This is a genomic window from Nostoc commune NIES-4072, from assembly GCF_003113895.1.
GTDB lineage: Bacteria > Cyanobacteriota > Cyanobacteriia > Cyanobacteriales > Nostocaceae > Nostoc > Nostoc commune.
Window position 1 is genome coordinate 3,243,460 of record NZ_BDUD01000001.1, and the last position, 21,212, is coordinate 3,264,671.

The 21,212-nt window shown below is 41.3% G+C and carries 13 protein-coding genes and 1 other RNA gene; 6 read left to right on the top strand and 8 right to left on the bottom strand.

Translation table 11 applies throughout. The features are described from left to right. The first annotated feature begins 81 nt into the window (after positions 1 to 81). Positions 82 to 723, top strand: a complete 642-nt coding sequence (gene ccmP, locus CDC33_RS14400; protein ID WP_109009033.1) for a beta-carboxysome protein CcmP — start codon at positions 82 to 84, stop codon at positions 721 to 723. Positions 724 to 733: 10 nt separating this feature from the next. Beyond that, a complete protein-coding gene (locus CDC33_RS14405; protein ID WP_109009034.1) occupies positions 734 to 1,540 on the top strand; it encodes a pentapeptide repeat-containing protein in 807 nt (268 codons plus the stop codon). Here the strand turns inward: CDC33_RS14405 and CDC33_RS14410 are convergent. Beyond that, positions 1,512 to 8,612 (bottom strand): AAA family ATPase, encoded by a 7,101-nt coding sequence (locus CDC33_RS14410; RefSeq protein ID WP_109009035.1) that lies wholly within the window; start codon positions 8,610 to 8,612, stop codon positions 1,512 to 1,514. The genes CDC33_RS14405 and CDC33_RS14410 overlap by 29 nt on opposite strands. Positions 8,613 to 8,793: 181 nt before the next feature. Here CDC33_RS14410 and CDC33_RS14415 point away from each other — a divergent pair, with 181 nt between their 5' ends. From CDC33_RS14415 to pstS, 3 genes are all read left to right on the top strand, one after another. After that, entirely contained in the window at positions 8,794 to 9,534 is a 741-nt protein-coding gene (locus CDC33_RS14415; protein ID WP_109009036.1) for a cytochrome c biogenesis protein CcdA, read from the top strand. 216 nt (positions 9,535 to 9,750) lie between these two features. After that, the gene (locus tag CDC33_RS14420) at positions 9,751 to 11,148 is read left to right on the top strand and encodes a cytochrome c biogenesis protein (RefSeq protein WP_109009037.1); all 1,398 of its coding nucleotides are present in this window, start codon (positions 9,751 to 9,753) and stop codon (positions 11,146 to 11,148) included. Positions 11,149 to 11,345: 197 nt separating this feature from the next. Next, positions 11,346 to 12,422, top strand: coding sequence for a phosphate ABC transporter substrate-binding protein PstS (pstS, locus tag CDC33_RS14425; RefSeq protein WP_181374010.1), 1,077 nt, complete (start codon positions 11,346 to 11,348; stop codon positions 12,420 to 12,422). Between the two features lie 121 nt (positions 12,423 to 12,543). On the opposite strand, the gene queF is transcribed toward pstS, so the two are convergent. The 7 genes from queF to CDC33_RS14460 all read right to left on the bottom strand — a co-directional run bounded on the left by queF (position 12,544) and on the right by CDC33_RS14460 (position 17,538). Then, on the bottom strand, positions 12,544 to 12,963 hold the full coding sequence (gene queF / locus CDC33_RS14430) for a preQ(1) synthase (protein ID WP_109009039.1): 420 nt from the start codon (positions 12,961 to 12,963) through the stop codon (positions 12,544 to 12,546). A gap of 132 nt (positions 12,964 to 13,095) precedes the next feature. Then, on the bottom strand, positions 13,096 to 13,494 hold the full coding sequence (locus tag CDC33_RS14435; protein WP_109009040.1) for a hypothetical protein: 399 nt from the start codon (positions 13,492 to 13,494) through the stop codon (positions 13,096 to 13,098). 156 nt (positions 13,495 to 13,650) lie between these two features. Then, a complete protein-coding gene (locus CDC33_RS14440; protein WP_109009041.1) occupies positions 13,651 to 14,037 on the bottom strand; it encodes a phasin family protein in 387 nt (128 codons plus the stop codon). A gap of 25 nt (positions 14,038 to 14,062) precedes the next feature. After that, an RNA gene (gene ffs, locus CDC33_RS14445) (signal recognition particle sRNA small type) lies at positions 14,063 to 14,159 on the bottom strand. Between the two features lie 38 nt (positions 14,160 to 14,197). Further along, entirely contained in the window at positions 14,198 to 14,464 is a 267-nt protein-coding gene (locus tag CDC33_RS14450; RefSeq protein WP_109012576.1) for a YciI family protein, read from the bottom strand. Between the two features lie 89 nt (positions 14,465 to 14,553). Continuing rightward, positions 14,554 to 15,996: a PQQ-dependent sugar dehydrogenase gene (locus CDC33_RS14455; protein ID WP_181374011.1), complete on the bottom strand. Its 1,443-nt coding sequence runs from the start codon at positions 15,994 to 15,996 to the stop codon at positions 14,554 to 14,556. 198 nt (positions 15,997 to 16,194) lie between these two features. After that, positions 16,195 to 17,538, bottom strand: a complete 1,344-nt coding sequence (locus tag CDC33_RS14460) for a calcium-binding protein (RefSeq protein WP_109009043.1) — start codon at positions 17,536 to 17,538, stop codon at positions 16,195 to 16,197. Between the two features lie 928 nt (positions 17,539 to 18,466). Here CDC33_RS14460 and CDC33_RS14465 point away from each other — a divergent pair. Further along, the gene (locus tag CDC33_RS14465) at positions 18,467 to 21,052 is read left to right on the top strand and encodes a GAF domain-containing protein (protein WP_109009044.1); all 2,586 of its coding nucleotides are present in this window, start codon (positions 18,467 to 18,469) and stop codon (positions 21,050 to 21,052) included. Positions 21,053 to 21,212 lie beyond the last annotated feature (160 nt).

Sequence of the window (21,212 nt, forward strand, 5' to 3'; positions counted from 1 at the left end):
ACTTGTGGCAAAAATGCCCCAAATTAGGCGCTTCTATCTTGCAATAGATAACTTTTACCCTTATGACTGGAGAGCAAAATCTTGGGAATAGAACTACGCAGTTTCGTATTTCTCGACAGCCTGCAACCTCAACATGCAGCATATATGGGAACAGTAGCTCAAGGCTTCTTACCATTACCAGGGGATACATCACTGTGGATTGAAATCTCTCCTGGTATCGAAATTAATAAAATTACAGATATAGCTCTGAAATCTGCCTCTGTCCGTCCGGGAGTACAGGTAGTTGAACGACTGTACGGACTATTGGAAGTTCATTCTAGCTCCCAAGGCGAAACGCGAGCTGCTGGTCAAGCAATTTTGGCGGCACTGGGAGTCCGAAGAGAGGAATGTCTCAAACCGCGTGTTATTTCTAGCCAGATTATCCGCAACATTGATGCTTATCAAACACAACTCATTAATCGCACGCGTCGGGGACAGCTATTACTAGCAGGACAAACACTATATGTATTAGAAGTGGAGCCTGCTGCTTATGCCGCCCTGGCTGCCAATGAAGCGGAGAAAGCAGCGAGGATTAATATTCTTGAAGTTCAAGCTGTAGGTAGCTTTGGACGGCTTTACTTAGGTGGACAAGAACAGGATATTCTAGCAGGTGCGGCGGGAGCGTTAACGGCTATTGAAAGTGTAGCTGGTCGGGCAAATCCTCTAGGTGGTCGTCAGGAGTAAAGGAGAGAAAATGGCAAATCGAGAGCATCTAGCTTTACTGAAAGCAGGTGCAGTTACATGGATTGAATGGAGAGAGAAAAATCCTCAGATTGAACCAGACCTCAGCGCCGCAAACCTGCAAGGGGATAACTTCAGAGGCGCGAATCTCCAGGGGGTAAATTTGAGCAAGGTGGATTTGGGTAATGCTTTACTTGTGCGAGCAAATCTCAGTGGTGCTGATTTGAGTAGTGCCAACCTCTACAATGCCTTGCTTATTGAAGCTAACTTAAGTAATGCTAACTTCAGTGTTGCTAACTTGAGTGGTGCTGTACTTACACAGGCAGATTTGAGTCATGCTAATTTCATTGGAGCAGACTTGAGTGAGGCAAATCTTAGAGGAGCTGCGATCGCTCATGCTAATCTAATTGGAACTGACTTAAGAGGCGCTAACTTGAGAGATGCCGATTTAGGTGCAGCGAAGCTAATACGGGCTAATCTCTCTTTTGCTAACCTTATTGAAGCTAACTTGATTGCGGCTGATCTGTGCGAGGCGAGTTTGTATGAGGCAGAAGTATTGGGGGCTTATCTTTATAAAACTGAACTGTACAAAGCCAATCTAAACAAGGTTCACCTCAGTGGTGCTTATCTATTGCAAGCTAACTTAAGTGAAGCTAACTTAAGTGAAGCTGACTTGAGTTGGACTAACCTTAGAGGCGCAAATTTGGCAGGCGCGAATCTCAGAGGTGCTAACCTCAGAGGAGCCGACATTAGAGGAGCTAACCTCAATGGCGTAAATCTTCAAGAGGCAATTATGCCTGACGCTTCAAAGCACCATTAATTAATAATACGATCGCCTTCACCAATTCTTCTGGATCTACAGGCTTGGAAATATGCTGTTGAAATCCAGCAGCGATCGCTTGCTGATGATCTATCTCACTAGCGTAGGCAGTTAAAGCGATCGCTGTAATTGTCCCACCTTGCTCTGGTTGCAAACTCCTCACCTGTCGCATCAGCATGTAACCATCCATTTCTGGCATCCCGATATCGCTAATGAGCAAATTTGGCTGGGATTGACTCAGTGCAGTTAAAGCTTCAATGGCTGAGGCTACAACAGTCACAGTTGCACCATATTGCTCCAGCATGAAAGGCAAAAACTCTCGCATATCTGCGTCATCATCCACCACGAGAATCTTTAAGCCAGACAAGGGTAAGGACTGATCTTCCACAAGTAAAGAGTTATCTTTTGCATCCTTGATTCCTTTACTTTCATCCTGTAAGCATGGAATTTTGACAATGAAAGTTGCTCCTTGTTCTTCGCCCAAGCTTTGGGCTTGAACAGTTCCCCCATGAAGTTCTACAAGATGCCGGACGATCGCTAATCCTAAACCTAAACCGCCAAATTTTCGAGTTGTGGCACTATCTGCTTGACGGAAATAATCAAAGACATAAGGTAAGAACTCAGGCGCAATCCCCTTCCCTGTGTCAGTGACGCAGATTTGTACCTGTGAGTCAATTTGCTCTAATTTAATTTTTACTTGTCCCCCAGTAGGAGTAAACTTAATGGCATTAGAAAGGATATTCCAAAAAACTTGTTGCAATCGATTGGCATCGCCTAAAACTGGCCCTAGACTAGGCTGAATAATTGTCTGAATCTCGATGGACTTAGCCTGTGCTGATAAACGCACTGTCTCGATCGCAGCTTCAATAACTGATATCAAATTAATGCGGTAGAAGTTGAGGTTAAGTTTACCTTGAAGGATGCGAGAGACATCAAGCAAATCTTCAATCAATTGGGTTTGTAACTTGGCGTTGCGCTCAATGGTTTCGAGGGCGCGATCGCTTGTTGCTTGATCAAGTTTGCGGGTTCGCATCAGTTTTGTCCAACCCAAAATTGGGTTAAGCGGTGTTCTCAATTCATGGGATAGCACAGCGAGAAATTCATCTTTGATGCGGTTTGCTGATTCAGCAGCACTTCGCGCCGTTAGTTCGGCTTCGTAAAGATGGGCGCGAGCGATCGCTTGGGCACATTGTTGAGCAATCGCCAAAAGAAACGCTTGATCTTCTCCACTCAGTTGTTGAGGCTGGGCAAATCCTAAAGTTATACCGCCAACTGCCCAACCTTCTACCATCAATGGAATAGAAATCCAGGCTTCAAAATTATATTTGGAGTAAGCTTCAGCTAAATGAGGGTAACGAGCGATCCGATTTTTTGTTGATTCAGCCCAAATAGGTTGCCCAGTCCGCACAGCTTCTGCTAAGGGAGAGGGTAAATCAATAGCAAAATGCCGCCAAGTGTTTACCAACTCTTGGTTATAGCCAACCGCACGCACAATTTCTAGTTCAGTTTTACTTTCATTCACCAAGGCGACGAGGGCAGAATTGGCTCCCAAGGCAGCCATACTTTGCTCTACAATGACTTCAGATACTTGGGCTGGTGTCAGCGATTCTGAAAGAGCAGCCGTGATCGATTGAAGACGGGCAATGCGCTCTAATGCTCGTTCTGCTGTTTTTTGTGCTTGCTGCGCTTCTTGGTAAAGGCGGGCATTATCAATGGCGATCGCAGCTCGATGGGCAACATCTTCTGCTAGTGACAAGTCAGCTGTGCTGTAACGACGTTCTGATTCAGCAGTTACAAAGGAAATTGCCCCAAAAATTCTTTCGCGGGCCATCAAGGGCAAAATAATACATGATTTTAAGCCAAGTTCACGCAGAATCCGCAGATGTTCTGGATCTGGGATAGCTTCTGCTAGAGCTGCATCTGAAATTTCAGCTACCATTTCTGCAAGTCCAGTACGCAGCACTTTAGGCACACCTTCAGGTGCATCTAACTTTCGAGGATAACGCTGATAAAGTTCCCAACCAAGTTTCACTTTCTCTGGATCTCGGTGAGCAACTGCTACCCGATTAATTGATTGGTTGTCTTGCAGCAGATCGACGCCGCACCAATCAGCGAAGTAAGGCACAGCCAGCTTTGCCACACTTGCTAATGTGCTTTCGTAATCAAGGGAAGAGGTAAGGGTTGCACTGATTTGAGCTAAGAATGTTGCCCGTTGCTGATCGGCTTCTGCTTCCTGTCGCGCGGTTTGCTCTTGAATCAGTTGGATACGTTCAACTTCAGATTGTTTGCGATCTGTGATATCAAGCACAACACCACTCATGTGTGTTGCTTTACCTGCTTCGTTGAAAAAGGCTTTTCCTCGGCAGGCTAGGTAGCGAATACTGTTATTATCTCGAATAATTCGGTATTCTAAATCATGCTCTACACCTTGGTTAATCGCTCGGCTCAACGATTGAGCCAGTAATCCCCGATCATCTGGATGCAGACGAGCTAAAATTGCTTCAGCAGTGCCAACAAAGGTTTCAGGTGTTAACCCAAATAGTTGATAAATCTGCTCATCCCAGTCAAAGCGATCGTTGGCAATATCCCAACTCCAAACACCGATTTGGGCAGATTTCAACGCTAAATTGAGTTTTTCTTGACTATTTTCTAGACCTTGATAAAGACGAGCATTTTCTAGAGAAATAGCAATTTGCACTGTCAATATTTCTAGTACGTAAAGCTTGTCATGTGTAAAGGCGCTAGAAATAAGATTGTTTTCTAAATATAAAATACCAATTAATTTTGACTTAAGCGCGATCGGTAAACAAAGTACAGATTTAGGTTGCTTTCGGATTATATACTCATCTTTAGAAAACAGATTTTGCTCAGTGGCATTTTGCAAAATCACTGCTTCTTGAGTTCGCTGAACATAATTTAGCATTGATTGCGGAATAACCTGTGAAATTTCACCTTCTAATACAGGTTGATAAACATTGAGCGTTTCTGCTTGAAGATTAAATTTAGCTTCTACTTCGATAACCAAATTTTGCTCATATTCAAGCAATAAATAACCAATTTCTGCTCCTGCTTGCTCAAGAACAATCTGCATTAAGGTCTTCAACAACCGCGAAAACACAATTTCACTAGATATAGTTTGGGACGCTTTAACGACTGATAAAAAATCTAGCTGTTCACCTGTGCTGAAAAACGTGCCGTTAGAGATAAACTGTTGTTGTGGCAATAGCTGAGGATAGGATTCTTCAAGGTGTTTAACTTTAGCAGATGCCTCCCAGCGTACATAAGCATTTTTAGATTCTTGCAAGTAGGTTTTGGCAATTAATTCAAACTTCCGTTCTACATAAAATTTAGCGCATAACTCATTAGCCAAAGCTTCATATTGCACAAATCCCTGCTCACGGGCTGAAGCAATTGATTGCTCATACAAACGCATTGCTTCCAAGTCTCTATTTTCAATTCTAGCTCTTTCGGCAGCTACTAATTGAGATTTGTGCAAGAAGTTTGCAGGGCAATGATTAGCCCAGTATTGCAATTGCTGCTGATAGAATTCCAGGGATTGTAAGAACTGTTTTTGTTCTTGCTCAGATACTGCTGGATAAAGAGCCGTGAGAGTTAGTGAGTAATATAAAATGTAATCTGTTTCAATTAGTGATGCTAGTGTTTTAACTGGAAATTTAGACAATTTTAAGGCAGAATTAAATGCCTCTGTATATTCTCCATAAGTAAAAAATATAATTAATTTAATAATATGATAAAAAATAATCCCACTGACAAAACCTGCATCGGTAATAATAGACAAAGCTGATGCTTCATCAAATTCATCATTACTAAGAGTCAGATTATGGTGAGTTAGTCCGCGCAGATTCATCAGTAGCATCTGCTGTAGTTTGATTGTTTGATAGACAGTCTCATGTTTAGATTGGCGGGCGAATACAGTATATTTTTCTAGAGATTTGTATGTTTCTGCAAGTGGAAAACCTAACTGGATAATTTGCCAGGAGCCTTGATAACCGTTATAGTTCGCCATCGTCACATCACCAGCTTCCACACAGCCGATAAATCCGCGTTCTAAAAATGAAATATCGGTAAAAATATGGTTACGCCAAACGTTAATATGACTTCCATGAATGTGCAGAACAACTCCTCTAAGTTTCAAGTCATGCAACTTTTCATTTAATTGAATTGTCATTTCAGAAAATGCGTAACCTGTAGGAATATCATGGAAGATGGAAACCAACAACATGGCATACATGCTGTAGGCAAAACAGGAATTTTCTGTATTACCAAACTTGAGTGAGTAGTTAACTGCTTTAAGTACAACTAAGGGAAAGAGATCAGGTCTACCAAGATAAGTTGGTGATCCCAAAGTTGTCAAAAGACTAATCACTGTTTTAATATTTGGATCTTGGATTAATCTAGCATTAATTATATCAGAGACTTGCCTGTTACCTAAATTGGTTAATACCTGGTTTTTTTCAATTGCGATCGCACCTTGCACTTCCTCATTTGTATCAGGGAATGTCACCCCAAAAAGTTTTAAAGCTTCTAATCCCAATGTCAGCGCCTCTTCATATCTTCCTGCAACTTGATAGAGTCTGATTTGCAGCATATAAATATTAGATTTATCTACAGAAGATGCTGCTTTCATGAATAGTAATTCAAATAATTCTTCCGCTTGTTTTAAATTTCCTGTTAGGAATTCACACTCAGCTAGCTCTCTGAATAGCGTAAATGTTTGTTCATATTGTTCAATCCAGGCATTTTCAGCTAAAAGATTCATGGCAACGCTAAAAAACTTTTTAGCAGGAGTGTAGGCTGTAGAGGCTTTTGCTTTATTCGCAGCAATTAAATTTAACCGTAGCAATTCATCTTTTTCTGTCTGTTCAATAATTAGATCCACAGCAAAATTGAGTTGATTAACTAAATCAAATATTTGCTCGTTTACTTGTTCAGGACTAGCATTTTTTAGCAAAAGCCGTCCAATTTTCAAGTGAACTACCGACTTTGATTCATCAGCAATTAACGAGTATGCAGCTTGTTGAACTCGGTCATGATAGAAACGATAGTTTTTCTGGGCAGTTTCATCTGACTCTATGGGGATAATTAATCCTCTTAAAGTTGCATCAACAAGTGCATTCGCTGTTTCTTCAATAGATTGTTCACCAACGATCGCTAAAACTTCTAAATCAAAACGATTACCAATACAAGAGGCTAACTTAAGTACCTGTTGAGTTGCGGCTGGCAGTTTTTGCATCCGCCCAATCATCAAACTAACAATATTATCTGTAATACCTTGGGCTTCAATCTGAGTTAAATTCCATTGCCAAATACCATGCTGGCGGTCAAAACTCAGCAGATTTTCTTGATGCAGTGTTTTCAGAAACTCATTGAGAAAAAAAGGATTACCATCAGTTTTTTGGATAATCAATTGAGCAAGAGGTTCTACTTGTTCTACTGAACTATGCAAGGTATCAGCAATCAACTGATTTACATAAACAAGATTCAAGGGCGTAAGGATAATTTCAGTTATTCTGGCTCCATACTGGCAAATTTTCTCTATCATTAAACTAAAGGGATGTACAACATCTACTTCGTTATCTCGAAAAGCCAAAATGAAGCAAAGATATTGGATACTAGACCCAGTAATAACGGTTTGAATTAAATTTAAAGTTGCGCTGTCTGCCCACTGCATATCATCTAAAAAAACAGTAAGCGGATGCTCTTTTTGAGCAAAGACGCTGATAAAATTCTGAAATACCAAATTGAATCGATTTTGAGATTCGGCAGGCCCCAACTCTGGTATAGGAGGCTGTTCTCCAACGATTAATTCAACTTCTGGAATTACATCTGTGATTAGTCTACCATTGTTCCCTAACGCTGCTTGTATTCGCTTCTTCCAAGTGAGAAGTTGAGCTTCGGGCTGCGTTAAAATTTGTCTAACAAGTGTTTGAAAAGCTTGAACAATAGTGGAGTAAGGAATATCTCGTTTGTATTGATCAAACTTACCAGAGATGAAAACTCCGCGTTCTCGCACAATAGGCTTGTGAATCTCTTTTACTAAAGAAGATTTACCAACCCCAGCATAGCCAGAAACTAAAACGAGTTCTGGTTTTCCTTGGCTAATAATTCGCTCAAATGCTTGTAAAAGCTTGCCAATCTCTAGTTCTCGCCCATACAATTTTTGAGGAATTTGAAAACGCTCTGAGATATCTTGCTCACCCAAAATAAAAGATTGAATTTCTCCCGTTGTCTCCAACTGTTTTAAGCACCGTTCCAGATCGAATTGCAAACCTAAAGCACTCTGATACCTCTGTTCTGCAACCTTCGACAGCAATTTGCTAATAATATCACAGAGGATTTGGGGAATATCAGAATTTAACTTTTTTGGAGATGGTGGAGATTTGGCAATATGACAATGCACCCACTCTAAGGGATCTTTGCCTTGAAATGGTAGCTGGCTTGTAAGCATTTCATAAAAGGTGATTCCTAGAGAATATAAATCGCTGCGATGATCAATTCCTCGATTCATTCGCCCGGTTTGCTCAGGTGATAGATATGGTAGACTACCTTCAATTCGACTGGAACTGCTAATTATTTGCTGCTGATATGGAATGAAGGTAGCAATTCCAAAATCGGCAATTTTAACCTGATTATTTTCGAGATTAATTAAGATATTTTGCGGCTTAATATCCTTGTGGACAATATGATAAGTGTGAATTTGTGCAAGTTTACTAGTGATTTCAATGGCAATTTTCAGAAACGAGACAGGCTGTTGAAATTGATCTAGTAACTGGTCGAGCGATCGCGCCTGAAAATCCTCTATAATTAAATAAGGGATTCCCTGATGCATCTCTAAGGCGTAAGCTTTAACTACGGCTGCGGTGTTTAACCTTTGTGCGATCGCATACTCATGTTTGATTTGTTCAATATTATTGGGTGTACACTGTTCTGGACGTAACCCTTTAATAATTACCGGACACTGATCTTTAACCCTAATTCCACGGTATATGACTGCTTTTACCCCTGCTTTTAACAAAGTGACAATTTGAAATCCGGGTAATGCAATCATCATGCCAAATACTCCAGCCGTGCTTCTTCAAATATAGTTCGAGCTTAATGTATTTTAGATACATTTCCTTGGGCAGATGAAATTTAAATGATATTAAGTTTGGATAATTTACGTTCTGCTAACTCCCAAACGAAAAATAAGCTAAAATTCAAGCAGAGTAAGCATTTCCCGCTCAAAAACTCCCATGCTTGATAACCTGCAAACCCAAGTTTACCAACTAGAACAATTTGCCAACAGCCTTGTTTCTAACCAATTGACACACCTTAGCGTGATGAGTGTTGGTATCATCTTTGCTGCTGGCTTGCTTACCAGTCTCACACCCTGTATGCTTTCTATGCTGCCAATTACTATTGGTTACATCGGCGGTTATGAAGCTAAAAGTCGCTTGCAAGCAGCTGCCCAATCAACTTGGTTTGCTTTAGGATTAGCAACTACCTTGGCAGGGCTTGGTATCATAGCAGCTTTTGTAGGAAAAGTCTACGGTCAAGTAGGAATTGGTTTGCCGATTATCGTCAGCATTATCGCCATTCTCATGGGGCTGAACTTATTAGAAGCACTACCTCTACAATTTCCATCCTTGGGCGAAACGAATTGGATTTCGCAAGATTTACCAGCCGGATTGCGTTCTTATTTGCTGGGGCTGACTTTCGGTTTAGTCGCCTCCCCCTGTAGCACGCCTGTTTTAGCTAGTTTGTTGGGTTGGATTGCCAATACACAAGACTTAATTTTAGGGGCTGTTTTGCTACTTTCTTATACAGCCGGTTATGTAGCACCATTAATTTTGGCGGGTACTTTTACAGCTTCAATTAAAAAGTTACTAGAATTACGTCGCTGGTCTGGTTGGATTAACCCAGTTAGCGGAGCGCTGTTGGTAGGATTCGGTGTATTTTCTTTAATTTCTCGAATTCCCCTTAACAGTTTTTAATATCAACGGGTCGCGCCATTCCTCCCCAACAACGGCTTTATCAGGGAGAAATGGCGCTCTGGGACTGGGGACTGGGGATTGGGAAAAGTTTTCTTCTCGTGCAAACGCTCTTGCAACAAAACTTGGGTAGTGGTCTGAATCCCCAAACAATTTTCCCAGTCCCCACTCCCTAATCCTCAGTCCCTTTTTCAACACCTTTGTTAGATTTTACACATAATGACTTTAGAAGATTCAGCGTCGAAAGAATTAAAATGGTGGGCAGTACCTGGGCAGTTTTTACGGCAAGAGCTTTTGCCCGTACTGACTAACTTACGACTAGCGATCGCACTATTGCTATTGATTGCAATCTTTAGCTCCACGGGTACTGTAATTGAGCAAGGTCAATCACCCGCATTTTACCAGGCTAACTACCCAGAACATCCAGCTTTATTTGGTTTCTTAACTTGGAAGGTAATTCAGGTAGTTGGGTTAGACCATGTATATCGTACTTGGTGGTTTTTAGCATTACTCATTTTATTTGGCACTAGCTTAACTGCTTGTTCATTTACCCGACAGTTACCAGCCTTAAAAGCTGCCCAACGCTGGAAATATTACGACGAACCACGGCAATTTCAAAAGTTAGCTTTAAGTGCAGAACTAGATACTGGTTCCTTGGATTCTCTTAGCCAAATATTACAGAAACGCCGCTATAAAGTTTTTCCAGATCAAGACAAAGAAAATCTCCTTTACGCCCGCAAAGGAATAGTCGGACGCATCGGCCCAATTATCGTTCATATTGGTATCGTCGCTATTCTGATCGGGGGAATTTGGGGAGCGATGACTGGGTTTTTGGCCCAGGAAATGGTTGCTAGTGGCGATACATTTCAAGTAACAAATATTGTCGATGCTGGCCCTTTAGCCGCAAAAATCCCGAAAGATTGGTCTGTGCGAGTTAATCGTTTTTGGATTGACTACACACCATCTGGCGGCATCGATCAATTTTATTCGGATATGTCTGTCTTGAATAAGCAGGGGGAGGAAATTGACCATAAGAAGATTTTTGTCAACGAGCCTCTACGCTATCATGGCATCACTTTCTATCAAACTGATTGGGGAATTGCGGGTGTTCGCGTTCAATTTAACAACAGCCCGGTTTTTCAGTTACCAATGGCGCAATTGAATACCAACGGCCAAGGGCGCATTTGGGGAACGTGGGTTCCTACGAAACCGGATTTGAGTGAGGGTGTCTCTTTGCTAGCCAAAGACTTGCAAGGGATGGTGTTGATTTATGATGCTACTGGCAAACTTGTTGATACTGTCCGCGCTGGGATGTCCACCGAAATTAATGGCGTGAAGCTAAAAATTCTGGATGTCATTGGTAGCACTGGCTTACAAATTAAAGCCGATCCAGGTATACCAATTGTTTACTCAGGGTTTGGTTTATTAATGCTGGGTGTGGTGATGAGTTACTTTTCTCATTCACAAATATGGGCATTGCAAAAAGGCGATCGCTTGTACGTTGGTGGCAAAACTAATCGCGCCCAAGTTGCTTTTGAACAAGAGGTTTTAGAGATTTTAGATCGGCTGAGTTCACAGCAAAAAGGTGAGGAGAAAGAGGCGGCGATTGAAGTTTAAACGCAGAGGGGAGGCAGCGCGTTGCGGGGGTTCCCCCCGTTGTAGCGACTACCGTCGCGCAAAGGAAATCGCAGAGGAACGCAGAGGATTGCTTTGCGTTCCTTTGCGTTAGCCTCTGCGCCCCTTTGCGTTTCAAAATTTCTACAAATTGGGAAATTACTAGAGGTATTTATTAAACATTGGAACAAAAGATTTCTATGTCTGCTCAACTTCAATTCAAGGGACACGTTTACCTTCTACCGTTAATAGCTATCTTATTGAATATTACTTCTTGCACTACAAATAATCGAAACATCAACCGTGTTTCTCTTGTAGGTGCTGGAGCAAGTTTTCCTGCACCTTTGTACGAACGCTGGCTTTCAGATTACAACCAGCAAAATCCCAATGTGGAAATTAATTATCAAGCGATAGGAAGCAGTGCTGGAGTGCAACAACTCATCGAAGGTACTGTGGACTTTGCAGCTAGTGATGTAGGAATTACAAATGAACAAGCAGCCAAGATAAAACGGGGAGCGATCGCTTTACCCATAACTGCTGGTTCTGTTGTGCTGGCTTATAACCTTAAACCCTCATTTCAGTCCTCTCAAGTCAATCCGCCAACTAGTATAAAGCTATCACGCCAAGTCTACGTAGATATCTTCCTTGGAAAAATTACAAATTGGAATCATCCGAGAATAGCCGCAGCTAATCCAGGGGTTAATTTGCCCAATTTACCAATTCAGGTAGTACACCGAACTGATGGTAGTGGGACTACAAACGTATTGACGCAACATCTAAGTGCGATAAGTCCAGAATGGAAAAGCAAAGTTGCAGCAGGTAAATCTGTAGCATGGCCAGTAGGAATTGGTGGAAAGGGTAACGAAGGTGTCACCGCCTTAATTCAACAGATACCAGGAGCTATTGGTTATGTAGAATACGTCTACGCCAAACAAAATAAACTCCCTATGGCTGCTTTGGAAAATAAATTTGGTAATTATATTACGCCGACACCAGAATCTGTAGCTCAAACCTTAGAGGCAGTAAAATTACCTGCCGATAACTTGATTGCTTTTATCACCGATCCTACAGATGCCCAGTCTTATCCTATCGTTACTTACACCTGGCTTTTAACTTATCACCAATATCCAAACCGAGTCAAAGCTCAAGCGCTGAAAAACTTTATTGATTGGGCTGTAATTGACGGGCAAAAATCCAGTTTGGAACTCGGATATATTCCTTTGTCTCAAAAAGTTGTCCTTCAAGTACAATCTGCTGCAAAGAGGATTGGAGAATAAATAGTTTTTAGTTTAGGATAGGCGATCGCGTTATTTGATCAACCTGAGTAAAAAGTGCTAATTTTATTCGCCTAGTGTCTTGTAGGAGAACTTTAATCCTCACTACAAGCCAAAGTTTTGATTATGGGTACTTATGATGACGCACTTCAACTACGGTATGTACATTACCGCGAGGCGTAAAATCTGCTTTCACAGTGGCTTCCAACGGATCGCAAGCAGCTACAAAATCATCCAAAATTTGATTGGCAGATTCTTCGTGGGAAATGTAGCGATCGCGGTAACTGTTAATGTAAAGCTTAAGCGCCTTCAATTCCACTACCCGTTCATCAGGTATATATGTAACGTAAATTGTCGCAAAATCGGGATAACCAGAAAACGGACATTTACAAGTAAATTCCGGCAAAGTAATGCTAATATCATATCGCCTCCCCACACGCGGATTCGGAAAGGTAATTAATTTACCTTCTGCAATCTCCCGTTCGCCATACTTTATTTCTTGGCTTGCCTGGATTACACTTTCAGATAATTTGTCAGTTGTCATTTGTCATTTGTCATTTGTCATTTGTCATTTGTCATTTGTTATTTTACTTATCTTTACGTCCTTTTATTAATTTTATTCCTAACTCCTAACTCCTAACTCCTAACTCCTAACTCCTAACTCCTAACTCCCCACTCAATACTCTTCCTTCTCCCAGTCTGGACAATTCTCATCTTCACAACCGTGGGGATGCATGGCACAAACTAACAAATTACCACTATAAACTTGACCGTGGTAGTGAGTACAACCAATACAGGCGGGATTTTTTTCGGCTGTGGGTTCAACTGAATAAGGAAAACCTGGATCTATATCTGTTACAATGTCTTCCAGTTCCCAGTAAGCTTCAAACATTGGTTCAGTCAAATCCTGTAAATACTGATCGACTTCAATGGCAATGTTAGGGACTTGCTCGGTGATTTCTTCCGTTAGCTCAAAAAAAGCGTCTACCATTTCACCCATTCCCAGGAAGAAACGCTCTACTTCATCAGCCACTGTTTCAACGATCTCTACTAAATCTTTTTGCCACTGTTCCATAAACTTGACACCTTTGCAGGCTATAAACAGGACGCTTTGTGTTTTCTGGCTTAAAGAACTAGAGTACACACTAAGCAATGTATTTTATCAAGTTTCTATCTGAAGTGCCATGTCAAAATGCCACTTATTACTAATATTTCGCTCCAATAATGCTTTTTATTGATCGCGTTGCAATCTTTTTAACTCGTTTTGCAGTTTTAGCACTTCTTCGCGTAATTTTTCCGTGTTATCATCACTTGATCCCTCTTTCACCGTTGGTTCTTCATCTTCCTCTAAAATTTCAATGCGGCGAGGTTCAGAAGGAGGTGTTTTTTCAGAGGTTTCACCAGATGTTTGTGACTGTTGGGCTTGCTTCATCATATCTTCAACGAAGCGGCGGGCTTCTTCTGTGTTCATTTCGCCCTTTGCCACCATTTCATCTGCCAGTTTTTGGACTTGCGATCGCACTTCGGCTAATTTTCCCCCTGCTTTCTCACCTGCGTAAGAAGCTAATCCAACACCAAGGTAAAAAGCTTTTTGAACAATATCTCCAAAACCAGCCATTGTCCCTGACCGCTCCTACAAATAGGGCGACCCGGAGACTAAGCCTATCACAAGCCTCCCGTGTTGCTGCTACCTTCCGGTTCTGACAAGGTTTGGGTGTTGCGATCGCATAGATCCAGGTCTTCTAAAAGCATAACATTAAAAGTCAGTAATGTGTGTGTTATTCCATAACAATCCGCCATTCATAAAGCTGATAGTTGACGCAGCCGTGTTTCACTAACGGGTCATCAGCTACAATTGCTTCTGCTTCCTCCTTTGAGGCTGCCTCAAACAGTAACATCCCGCCTCTTTGCTCTGCCCAATAGCCTGTTCGCGCTTTGTGTCCTTTAGCAATCAAGTCCTGAATATAGGATTTGTGGGCAGGTACATATTGGTCAAAGGTAGGTTTATCGACTTTCCCTTCTTCAATTTTGACGAACCAAGGCATCTGCTTGTTATCTCCCATTGCTAAGGACTTTCTGCCTCAACCACGTTCGGGTGGCACTATAAAAGTAAGACTGTAATCCTCAGTCTGCTTTATTTAGTCGGCATAGTGATTTCCCAAATTCCTTGATTTCCACCATATTCTATAACATAAATTTTATTGCCGATAATCGCAGCGTCAATGGGATTACTAAAACCTTCAACAATGCGGGTAGCATTCAATTTATAGTTAGTTCCTACTTTAGTTAACTTTAAATGCAGTAGGTCTTGGCCAGCATCTTTAAAAGGGCCTGGTAGTGTTTCGCCTGTTGGATCGCCTGTTGTAAAACTCAACATGAATCCATCTCTGTTGAATTCTGGACTTAGTACTCCTTGTGTATCAAAAACCAAGCCTAAAGGAGAACGGTGTGTTGAAAAAGTGCTTACACTTTGCCCAAGAACACTAGCGTCTTTGACTTTTCCATCTACAGGATCACGGAAATTGTCTGCGTCCGGCCCAAAATTAGGAATTGGTTCAATTAAGTTTACAGGCCGAGCAGGAAAGGTTGGATCGTTACGAAAGTAGCCCCTTTGGACAGCGTTAAATTGGGGGCTTAATAAAAGGTCTTTGGCAGGATCGTAATTGGGAAATTGTTGTGGGTTGTCTGTCCCGCCAATCCGCCAGGGAAAGCCGTAATTACCACCTGGACGGAGCCAATTTAATTCTTCTGACATGTCGCGATCCGGGCCATTTTCTGTGCCAAATAAATCTCCATTGGGCGCAAAGGCCATGTCAAAAGTATTACGTGTTCCTTCTGCAAAAATATAGCCAGCTGTCTTTAAAGCTGCTCGATTGTTTGGCAGAAAAAGATTTTTGCCATTAGTAGGAAGACGCAGTATACAGGCGGTTAATCCGACTTCGCGAGTATTAGGATATAACCCATTAACAGACTGAACTTCACCGTGATCGGTACGAGAACCGCTATTCACATAGATAAAGTTACCATCCGGGCTAACAACCACGCCGTTGAAGCGATGATCGTATGCTGTTTTGCTTTTGGGATAGCCTGCACTCTTAGCTAAGATAGACCAGACGCGCTGTTCTGTACCCGACTTAATTTCGCCTTTAACAATAATTGCTTTGGTCTGGTTATTCACAAGGTCTGCATTGCCCACCAAATAAATTGTGCCGTTAGGGCCAATGGCCATACCTTGAGTCTCACCTAGATTATGATCGCTAGAGGTGTACACAAGTGTACTATTAGACAAGCCTAAATTGACTCGATAAATGTCACCATTTTGTTTGAGGTAATAGAGGGTATTGTTTCGTGGATCTTTTACAATCCGAACAGAAGGAGAAACTGATAAGGTATCTATAACATTGCGAATCTGAATATCAGGACGCAGGGCTTTAGGTGCAGCATCTACTCCAGTAGCGCCATAATTTAATAGAACTATTGTAAATAACAGCGTTTTAGCGGCAACAAAGTAGCTTTTGAGAGCAAACTTGCCAATAAATCTGCGTTGCTTTTGGTTGGATGAGTTAATGCTATTCATTATTTTGTTCATAAAAGAGTCAGATGATTTTGTTGCTAAATCTTCCTGAGAAAGGAAACAATTTTAGAGATTCTGAGTTGAAATGAGCAAAGTCTTTTGTTAGGGAAAGGGGACACATGGTCGTATCCCTCTAACTAGTAGTAAAAGTATCCCTCAATCAGCCTTATTATGCAGTACTTTTTTAAGTTGACAACATTCTTATGCCAAACTAACTTCTAGCGTATAAGGAGCAGGGTTGCTATCACTAGAGCCGGAGAAAGTTCCGCCATCTTGGGGGAAGAAAGCATATTTACTCACTGAAATTGAGTAGGTTCCAGCAACCAATGAAGCGGTGATTAATGACCCAAAGTCGGGGCCACTATCGTCATCACTTTGTAGTAAAATCCCAGCATTGTTAAACAGTCCGATAACTGTATCATCTGTTGTCGCCGCAGTGATAGTCACAGTGCCTGGATTGAAGAGAGAAAATGTAAAAAAGTCGAAATCGGGATTATCCCCCGGTTGAACTGTTACTAACTCACCTGAGTAATTAACGTCTGAGCCTGATGATAAAGAACCCAATACTTCAGCACTGGCTAGTGTATTGTTTGTAGCTTGTCCAGCATTTTCCTGCTCAAAGAAAAGGAAATCGTTACTATCAAGTTTGAGGTTTACTACCCCCTGGACAATACCTATAATCTCATCTGGCTCTGCTCCAGGTTTGTCTAAAAATATTTGTGTATTTGCTCCAACAGATTGCAAGCGGTAGTTTAGTTGAGAGCCTTGGAGTTGTATTTGATCTTCACTAGTGTTGAAGTCAGTAATAGTAGCCAAGTCCCCAAAACCAGCGTTCGTAGTGTTTTGATCGTCGTAGTAGACATTTATAGCGTCCCCAAGGACAAATCTATCTACCCCAACGCCCCCAGTTAAGGTATCAGTCTCCCCTAATCCAGGTGTAAGGGGACTGCCAGGGAAAACACCGATGAGGATGTCGTTTCCAGACCCGCCGTTGAGTACGTCATTACCGGGCCCGCCCTGTAAACTATCATTGCCCTCGTCACCATTGAGGGTATCATTGCCATTGTTCCCATCTAGCGTGTCATCGCCTGCTCTCCCATTCAGAATGTTGTTAGAAGTATTACCAAATATTATGTTATTAAGACTGTTACCTGTCCCATTGATGGCGCTACCTTCTCTCAGTCTCAGGTTCTCCAAATTGGCACCCAGTTTGTAGGGGACAGAAGACCGGACGGTATCTATGCCTGAATTAGTAGCCTCGGTAATGGTGTCGGTAGCGCTGTCAATGATGTAAGTATCGTCGTCTACTCCCCCATTTAAGGTGTCAGTACCCAAGCCACCATCAAGTGTGTCATTACCAAGTCCACCGATTAAACTGTCGTTTTCCGTCCCGCCAAATAGATTATCATTACCATCTGCACCATTCAGGGTATCGTTACCAGACAAACTATTGGCATTACCACCATTAGCCCAACCATATATCGTATCATCTCCCGATGTCCCATTTCTGGTGTCAGGATTTGTAGTGCCGAAAATAACTGCCATATTATTTTTCCTAAAATTCCTAACTTCGGCCTTAGTCACAGAACTCTTTATAAGTTCAATGTAGATTACTTAAAACTCTAAGTCTAAATACTGATATTTTTATTAACCTAATCAATATAAAATATTACTTAGAAAATATTATTTATTGATTTGGTTAATTATTGATTATGCAAATGGTAAGTAATTGAGTCAAAATTTATTTTAATTATTTTCCCATATTAACTTAGCTGTAATTGCTGTAATCTTTGTAATTACTTAATTAACATGAACTAAAAGTTACGTCAAATTCCTTATCAAATCTTAAAAATGTAATCTTTTGAATTTCTAATACTGGTAACAACGTTTATAAATTTTAATTAAGTATTTTTTGAAATTTCCTGTTTTTTTAGAAAAATTTACAATATTTTTTAGATATATACAATATTCTCGTTAAGTTAAATTTCAATATCATTGTTATTTTGTAAAATCAATATTTTTCTATTAAAGAAACGCATCTCAAAAGATATAAGTAAAAATTATATATTATCAATAACGTTTTTGAGCTTAATAATACTTAAGCTTTACATAAGTTTAATATAGCAGCCTACTTTGATTTTTGAAATTATTTGCGTAAACAGGGAGTGGGGAAGAAACCTTTTCAGGGTGTGATGAGAATGAAATAGCCCTGCAAGTTCTGACTTCTTCTCAATACAAAATTGACGGTTCTCACAAGACTTATGTGTAAACGGTAGCAAAGGTTCTGAGTATTACTACATCTGTACTGTAGTCATAAGTAATTGGCTTCCACCTTACTTCCCAGGATGACGCTAGCTAAACAAGCGATTAAACTATGGATAACATCAAGGAATTGTTGCTTTTAGCACCACTTACATAAACTTAGTTGCATTGTTACATCTAAAATCTCATCCTGCTATATAAAAAACCTATTATGTCAGTGTATCAAGGAAGTTGTGGGGAGACCACCGATTTAATTATTGGTGTTCACAACCAAGAAAGCCTCGAATTACAAGCAAATTCTGCTCCTGTGGGTGCTCTTGCCACAAGACAAGGAACTTTTTCTACGTTTCTTGCTCCTCTGACTCAAGATACTTTTAAACAGGTCGTTCAGGATGTTGAGCAAAAATTACAGATTGTCCATCAAACGCTGTCAATGCTGGATTCTCAGGGATTTGAAACTCTTCTGCAAGAAATGTTGCATTCGATTACCTTAAAAACCGGGGAATTACTGGGGGCAGACCGGACGACGATATTTTTATTGGATGAAGAAAAACAAGAACTCTGGTCGATTCTGGCTGAGGGAGAGGGCGATCGCTCTTTAGAAATTCGCATCCCCGCCGATAAAGGCATTGCTGGAGAAGTCGCCACTTTCAAGCGAGTTATTAATATTCCCTTTGATTTTTATAACGATCCGCGATCGCATTTTGCCCAAGAACAAGAAAAAAGAACTGGCTACCGCACTTACACCATGCTGGCTTTGCCATTATTGAATGAACATGGACAGTTAGTTGCGGTAGTGCAATTACTGAATAAATTAAAATATGGGAATAATCCTGATGTTCCACTTGCAGAGCGGATTGATACCAAAGGTTTTATCTGTGGTGACGAACAATTATTTCAAGAATTTGCCCCTTCGATTCGCCTGATTTTAGAATCTTCGCGCTCTTTTTATGTCGCCACTCAAAAACAAAGAGCAGTGGCGGCGCTGATGAAGGCGATCAAGTCTTTATCTCAAAGCAGTCTCGACTTAGAAGATACCCTGAAGCGGGTGATGGATGAAGCCAAGGAACTGATGAATGCCGATCGCAGTACACTATGGTTAATAGATCGCGATCGCCATGAATTGTGGACGAAAATCACCCAAGATGATGGTTCAACTAAGGAGTTACGAGTCCCCGTAGGTAAAGGCTTTGCTGGTATAGTAGCGGCTTCTGGCAAAAAATTAAATATTGCCTTTGATTTGTACCACCATCCTGACTCTGATACTGCCAAACAACTCGATCAGCAAAATGGCTATCGCACTTGTAGCTTGCTTTGTATGCCAGTATTTAATGCCGATCAACAACTGATTGGCGTTACCCAATTAGTAAATAAAAAGAAAACTGGGGATTTTCCACCTTATAATCCAGCTGATTGGCCCAAAGCTCCCGATTGCTTCCAAGCTAGCTTTGATCGCAACGATGAAGAATTTATGGAAGCTTTTAATATTCAAGCGGGAGTAGCGCTGCAAAATGCTCAGTTGTTTGCCACAGTTAAGCAACAAGAACAAATGCAACGGGATATTTTGCGTAGTCTTTCCAATGGAGTAGTTTCCACTGATAAAGCCGGGTTAATTATCGCTGCTAATGAAAGTGCCAAACGTTTGCTAGGGCTGGAGCCAGAAGAACGTTTAGAAGGTAAATTAGTTACTGATGCGATCGGCATCAAAGAAGGTGACTTTAGCAAGTGGTATCAGGATGCTTTACATGCAGCCGACTTAAAAGGCCGCCAGCAATATTACCCCGATCGCACACTCCTAAGCACTGGTACAGAACAGCACAGTATCAATTTATCGATTAACACAATAGCTGATGCTAGCGATCAAGAGCAAGTCCGGGGGGCGCTGGTGGTAATGGAAGATATCAGCGATGAAAAGCGGCTCAAGAGTACGATGTACCGCTACATGACTCAGGAATTAGCCGAAGAATTGCTGAAATTAGATGACGCTAAACTAGGAGGCGATCGTAAAGAAGTTTCGATTTTATTTTCCGATATTCGCGGCTATACCACTTTAACGGAAAACTTACAAGCAGAAGAAGTGGTGAGTATGCTTAATGAATATTTTGAATCAATGGTGGAGGCAGTCTTTAAACATAAAGGCACTCTTGATAAATATATCGGCGATGCGATCATGGCTGTGTTTGGTTCTCCCCTACCATTGGAAGAACACGCTTGGATGGCAGTGCAAACATCCTTAGAAATGCGCCATCGTCTGCACGAATTTAATCAGCGTCGCTATAGAGATGATAAGCCCAAAATTAAAATCGGCATTGGTATCAACTCAGATACCGTAATTAGTGGGAATATCGGCTCTAGTAAGCGGATGGAATTTACCGCTATTGGCGATGGCGTTAATCTTGGCTCTCGATTAGAAAGTGTTAGTAAACAATATGGTTGCGACATTATTATTAGCGATAACACTTTTAAGCCCTGCCAAGATCAGATTTGGGCTAGGGAACTAGATTACATTCGTGTCAAGGGTAGAAACGAACCAGTAGCCATATACGAATTACTGGGTTTGCGTTCCAACCCCATTGAAAGCGAAAAATTGCAAGTGATTGAGCATTATCATAAAGGACGCGAGTATTACCTCAAGCGGCAGTTTTCCTTTGCTAGAGCAGAGTTTGCCAAAGTTTTAGCAGTTGATAACCATGACAAAGCTGCTATGTTGCATCTGTTGCGTTGTCAGCATTGGTTACAATCACCCCCAACAGAATCAGATTGGGATGAAGGAGTCTGGACGTTCCAGGAAAAATAAGTGCCATTTTTGACGCTCTATTCTTGTGCAAGAACCGCACTCAACAACAGTGAGTGTTATTACCGAACATAACTTAAATGTAGCGGACGCACCAGAGGGCTTCAGCCCTCACCACAAACCTTTAATTATTATTTTTAAAGGCATCCTTCTATACTAAGTA

Coding starts and splice junctions, on each gene's coding strand:
- CDC33_RS14460 (WP_109009043.1), bottom strand. CDS start 17,538: ATGGCAGTTATTTTCGGCACTACAAATCCTGACACCAGAAATGGGACA.
- CDC33_RS14450 (WP_109012576.1), bottom strand. CDS start 14,464: ATGCCTTGGTTCGTCAAAATTGAAGAAGGGAAAGTCGATAAACCTACC.
- CDC33_RS14420 (WP_109009037.1), top strand. CDS start 9,751: ATGACTTTAGAAGATTCAGCGTCGAAAGAATTAAAATGGTGGGCAGTA.
- CDC33_RS14410 (WP_109009035.1), bottom strand. CDS start 8,612: ATGATGATTGCATTACCCGGATTTCAAATTGTCACTTTGTTAAAAGCA.
- CDC33_RS14455 (WP_181374011.1), bottom strand. CDS start 15,996: ATGAATAGCATTAACTCATCCAACCAAAAGCAACGCAGATTTATTGGC.
- CDC33_RS14440 (WP_109009041.1), bottom strand. CDS start 14,037: ATGGCTGGTTTTGGAGATATTGTTCAAAAAGCTTTTTACCTTGGTGTT.
- CDC33_RS14415 (WP_109009036.1), top strand. CDS start 8,794: ATGCTTGATAACCTGCAAACCCAAGTTTACCAACTAGAACAATTTGCC.
- pstS (WP_181374010.1), top strand. CDS start 11,346: ATGTCTGCTCAACTTCAATTCAAGGGACACGTTTACCTTCTACCGTTA.
- CDC33_RS14465 (WP_109009044.1), top strand. CDS start 18,467: ATGTCAGTGTATCAAGGAAGTTGTGGGGAGACCACCGATTTAATTATT.
- CDC33_RS14405 (WP_109009034.1), top strand. CDS start 734: ATGGCAAATCGAGAGCATCTAGCTTTACTGAAAGCAGGTGCAGTTACA.
- CDC33_RS14435 (WP_109009040.1), bottom strand. CDS start 13,494: ATGGAACAGTGGCAAAAAGATTTAGTAGAGATCGTTGAAACAGTGGCT.
- queF (WP_109009039.1), bottom strand. CDS start 12,963: ATGACAACTGACAAATTATCTGAAAGTGTAATCCAGGCAAGCCAAGAA.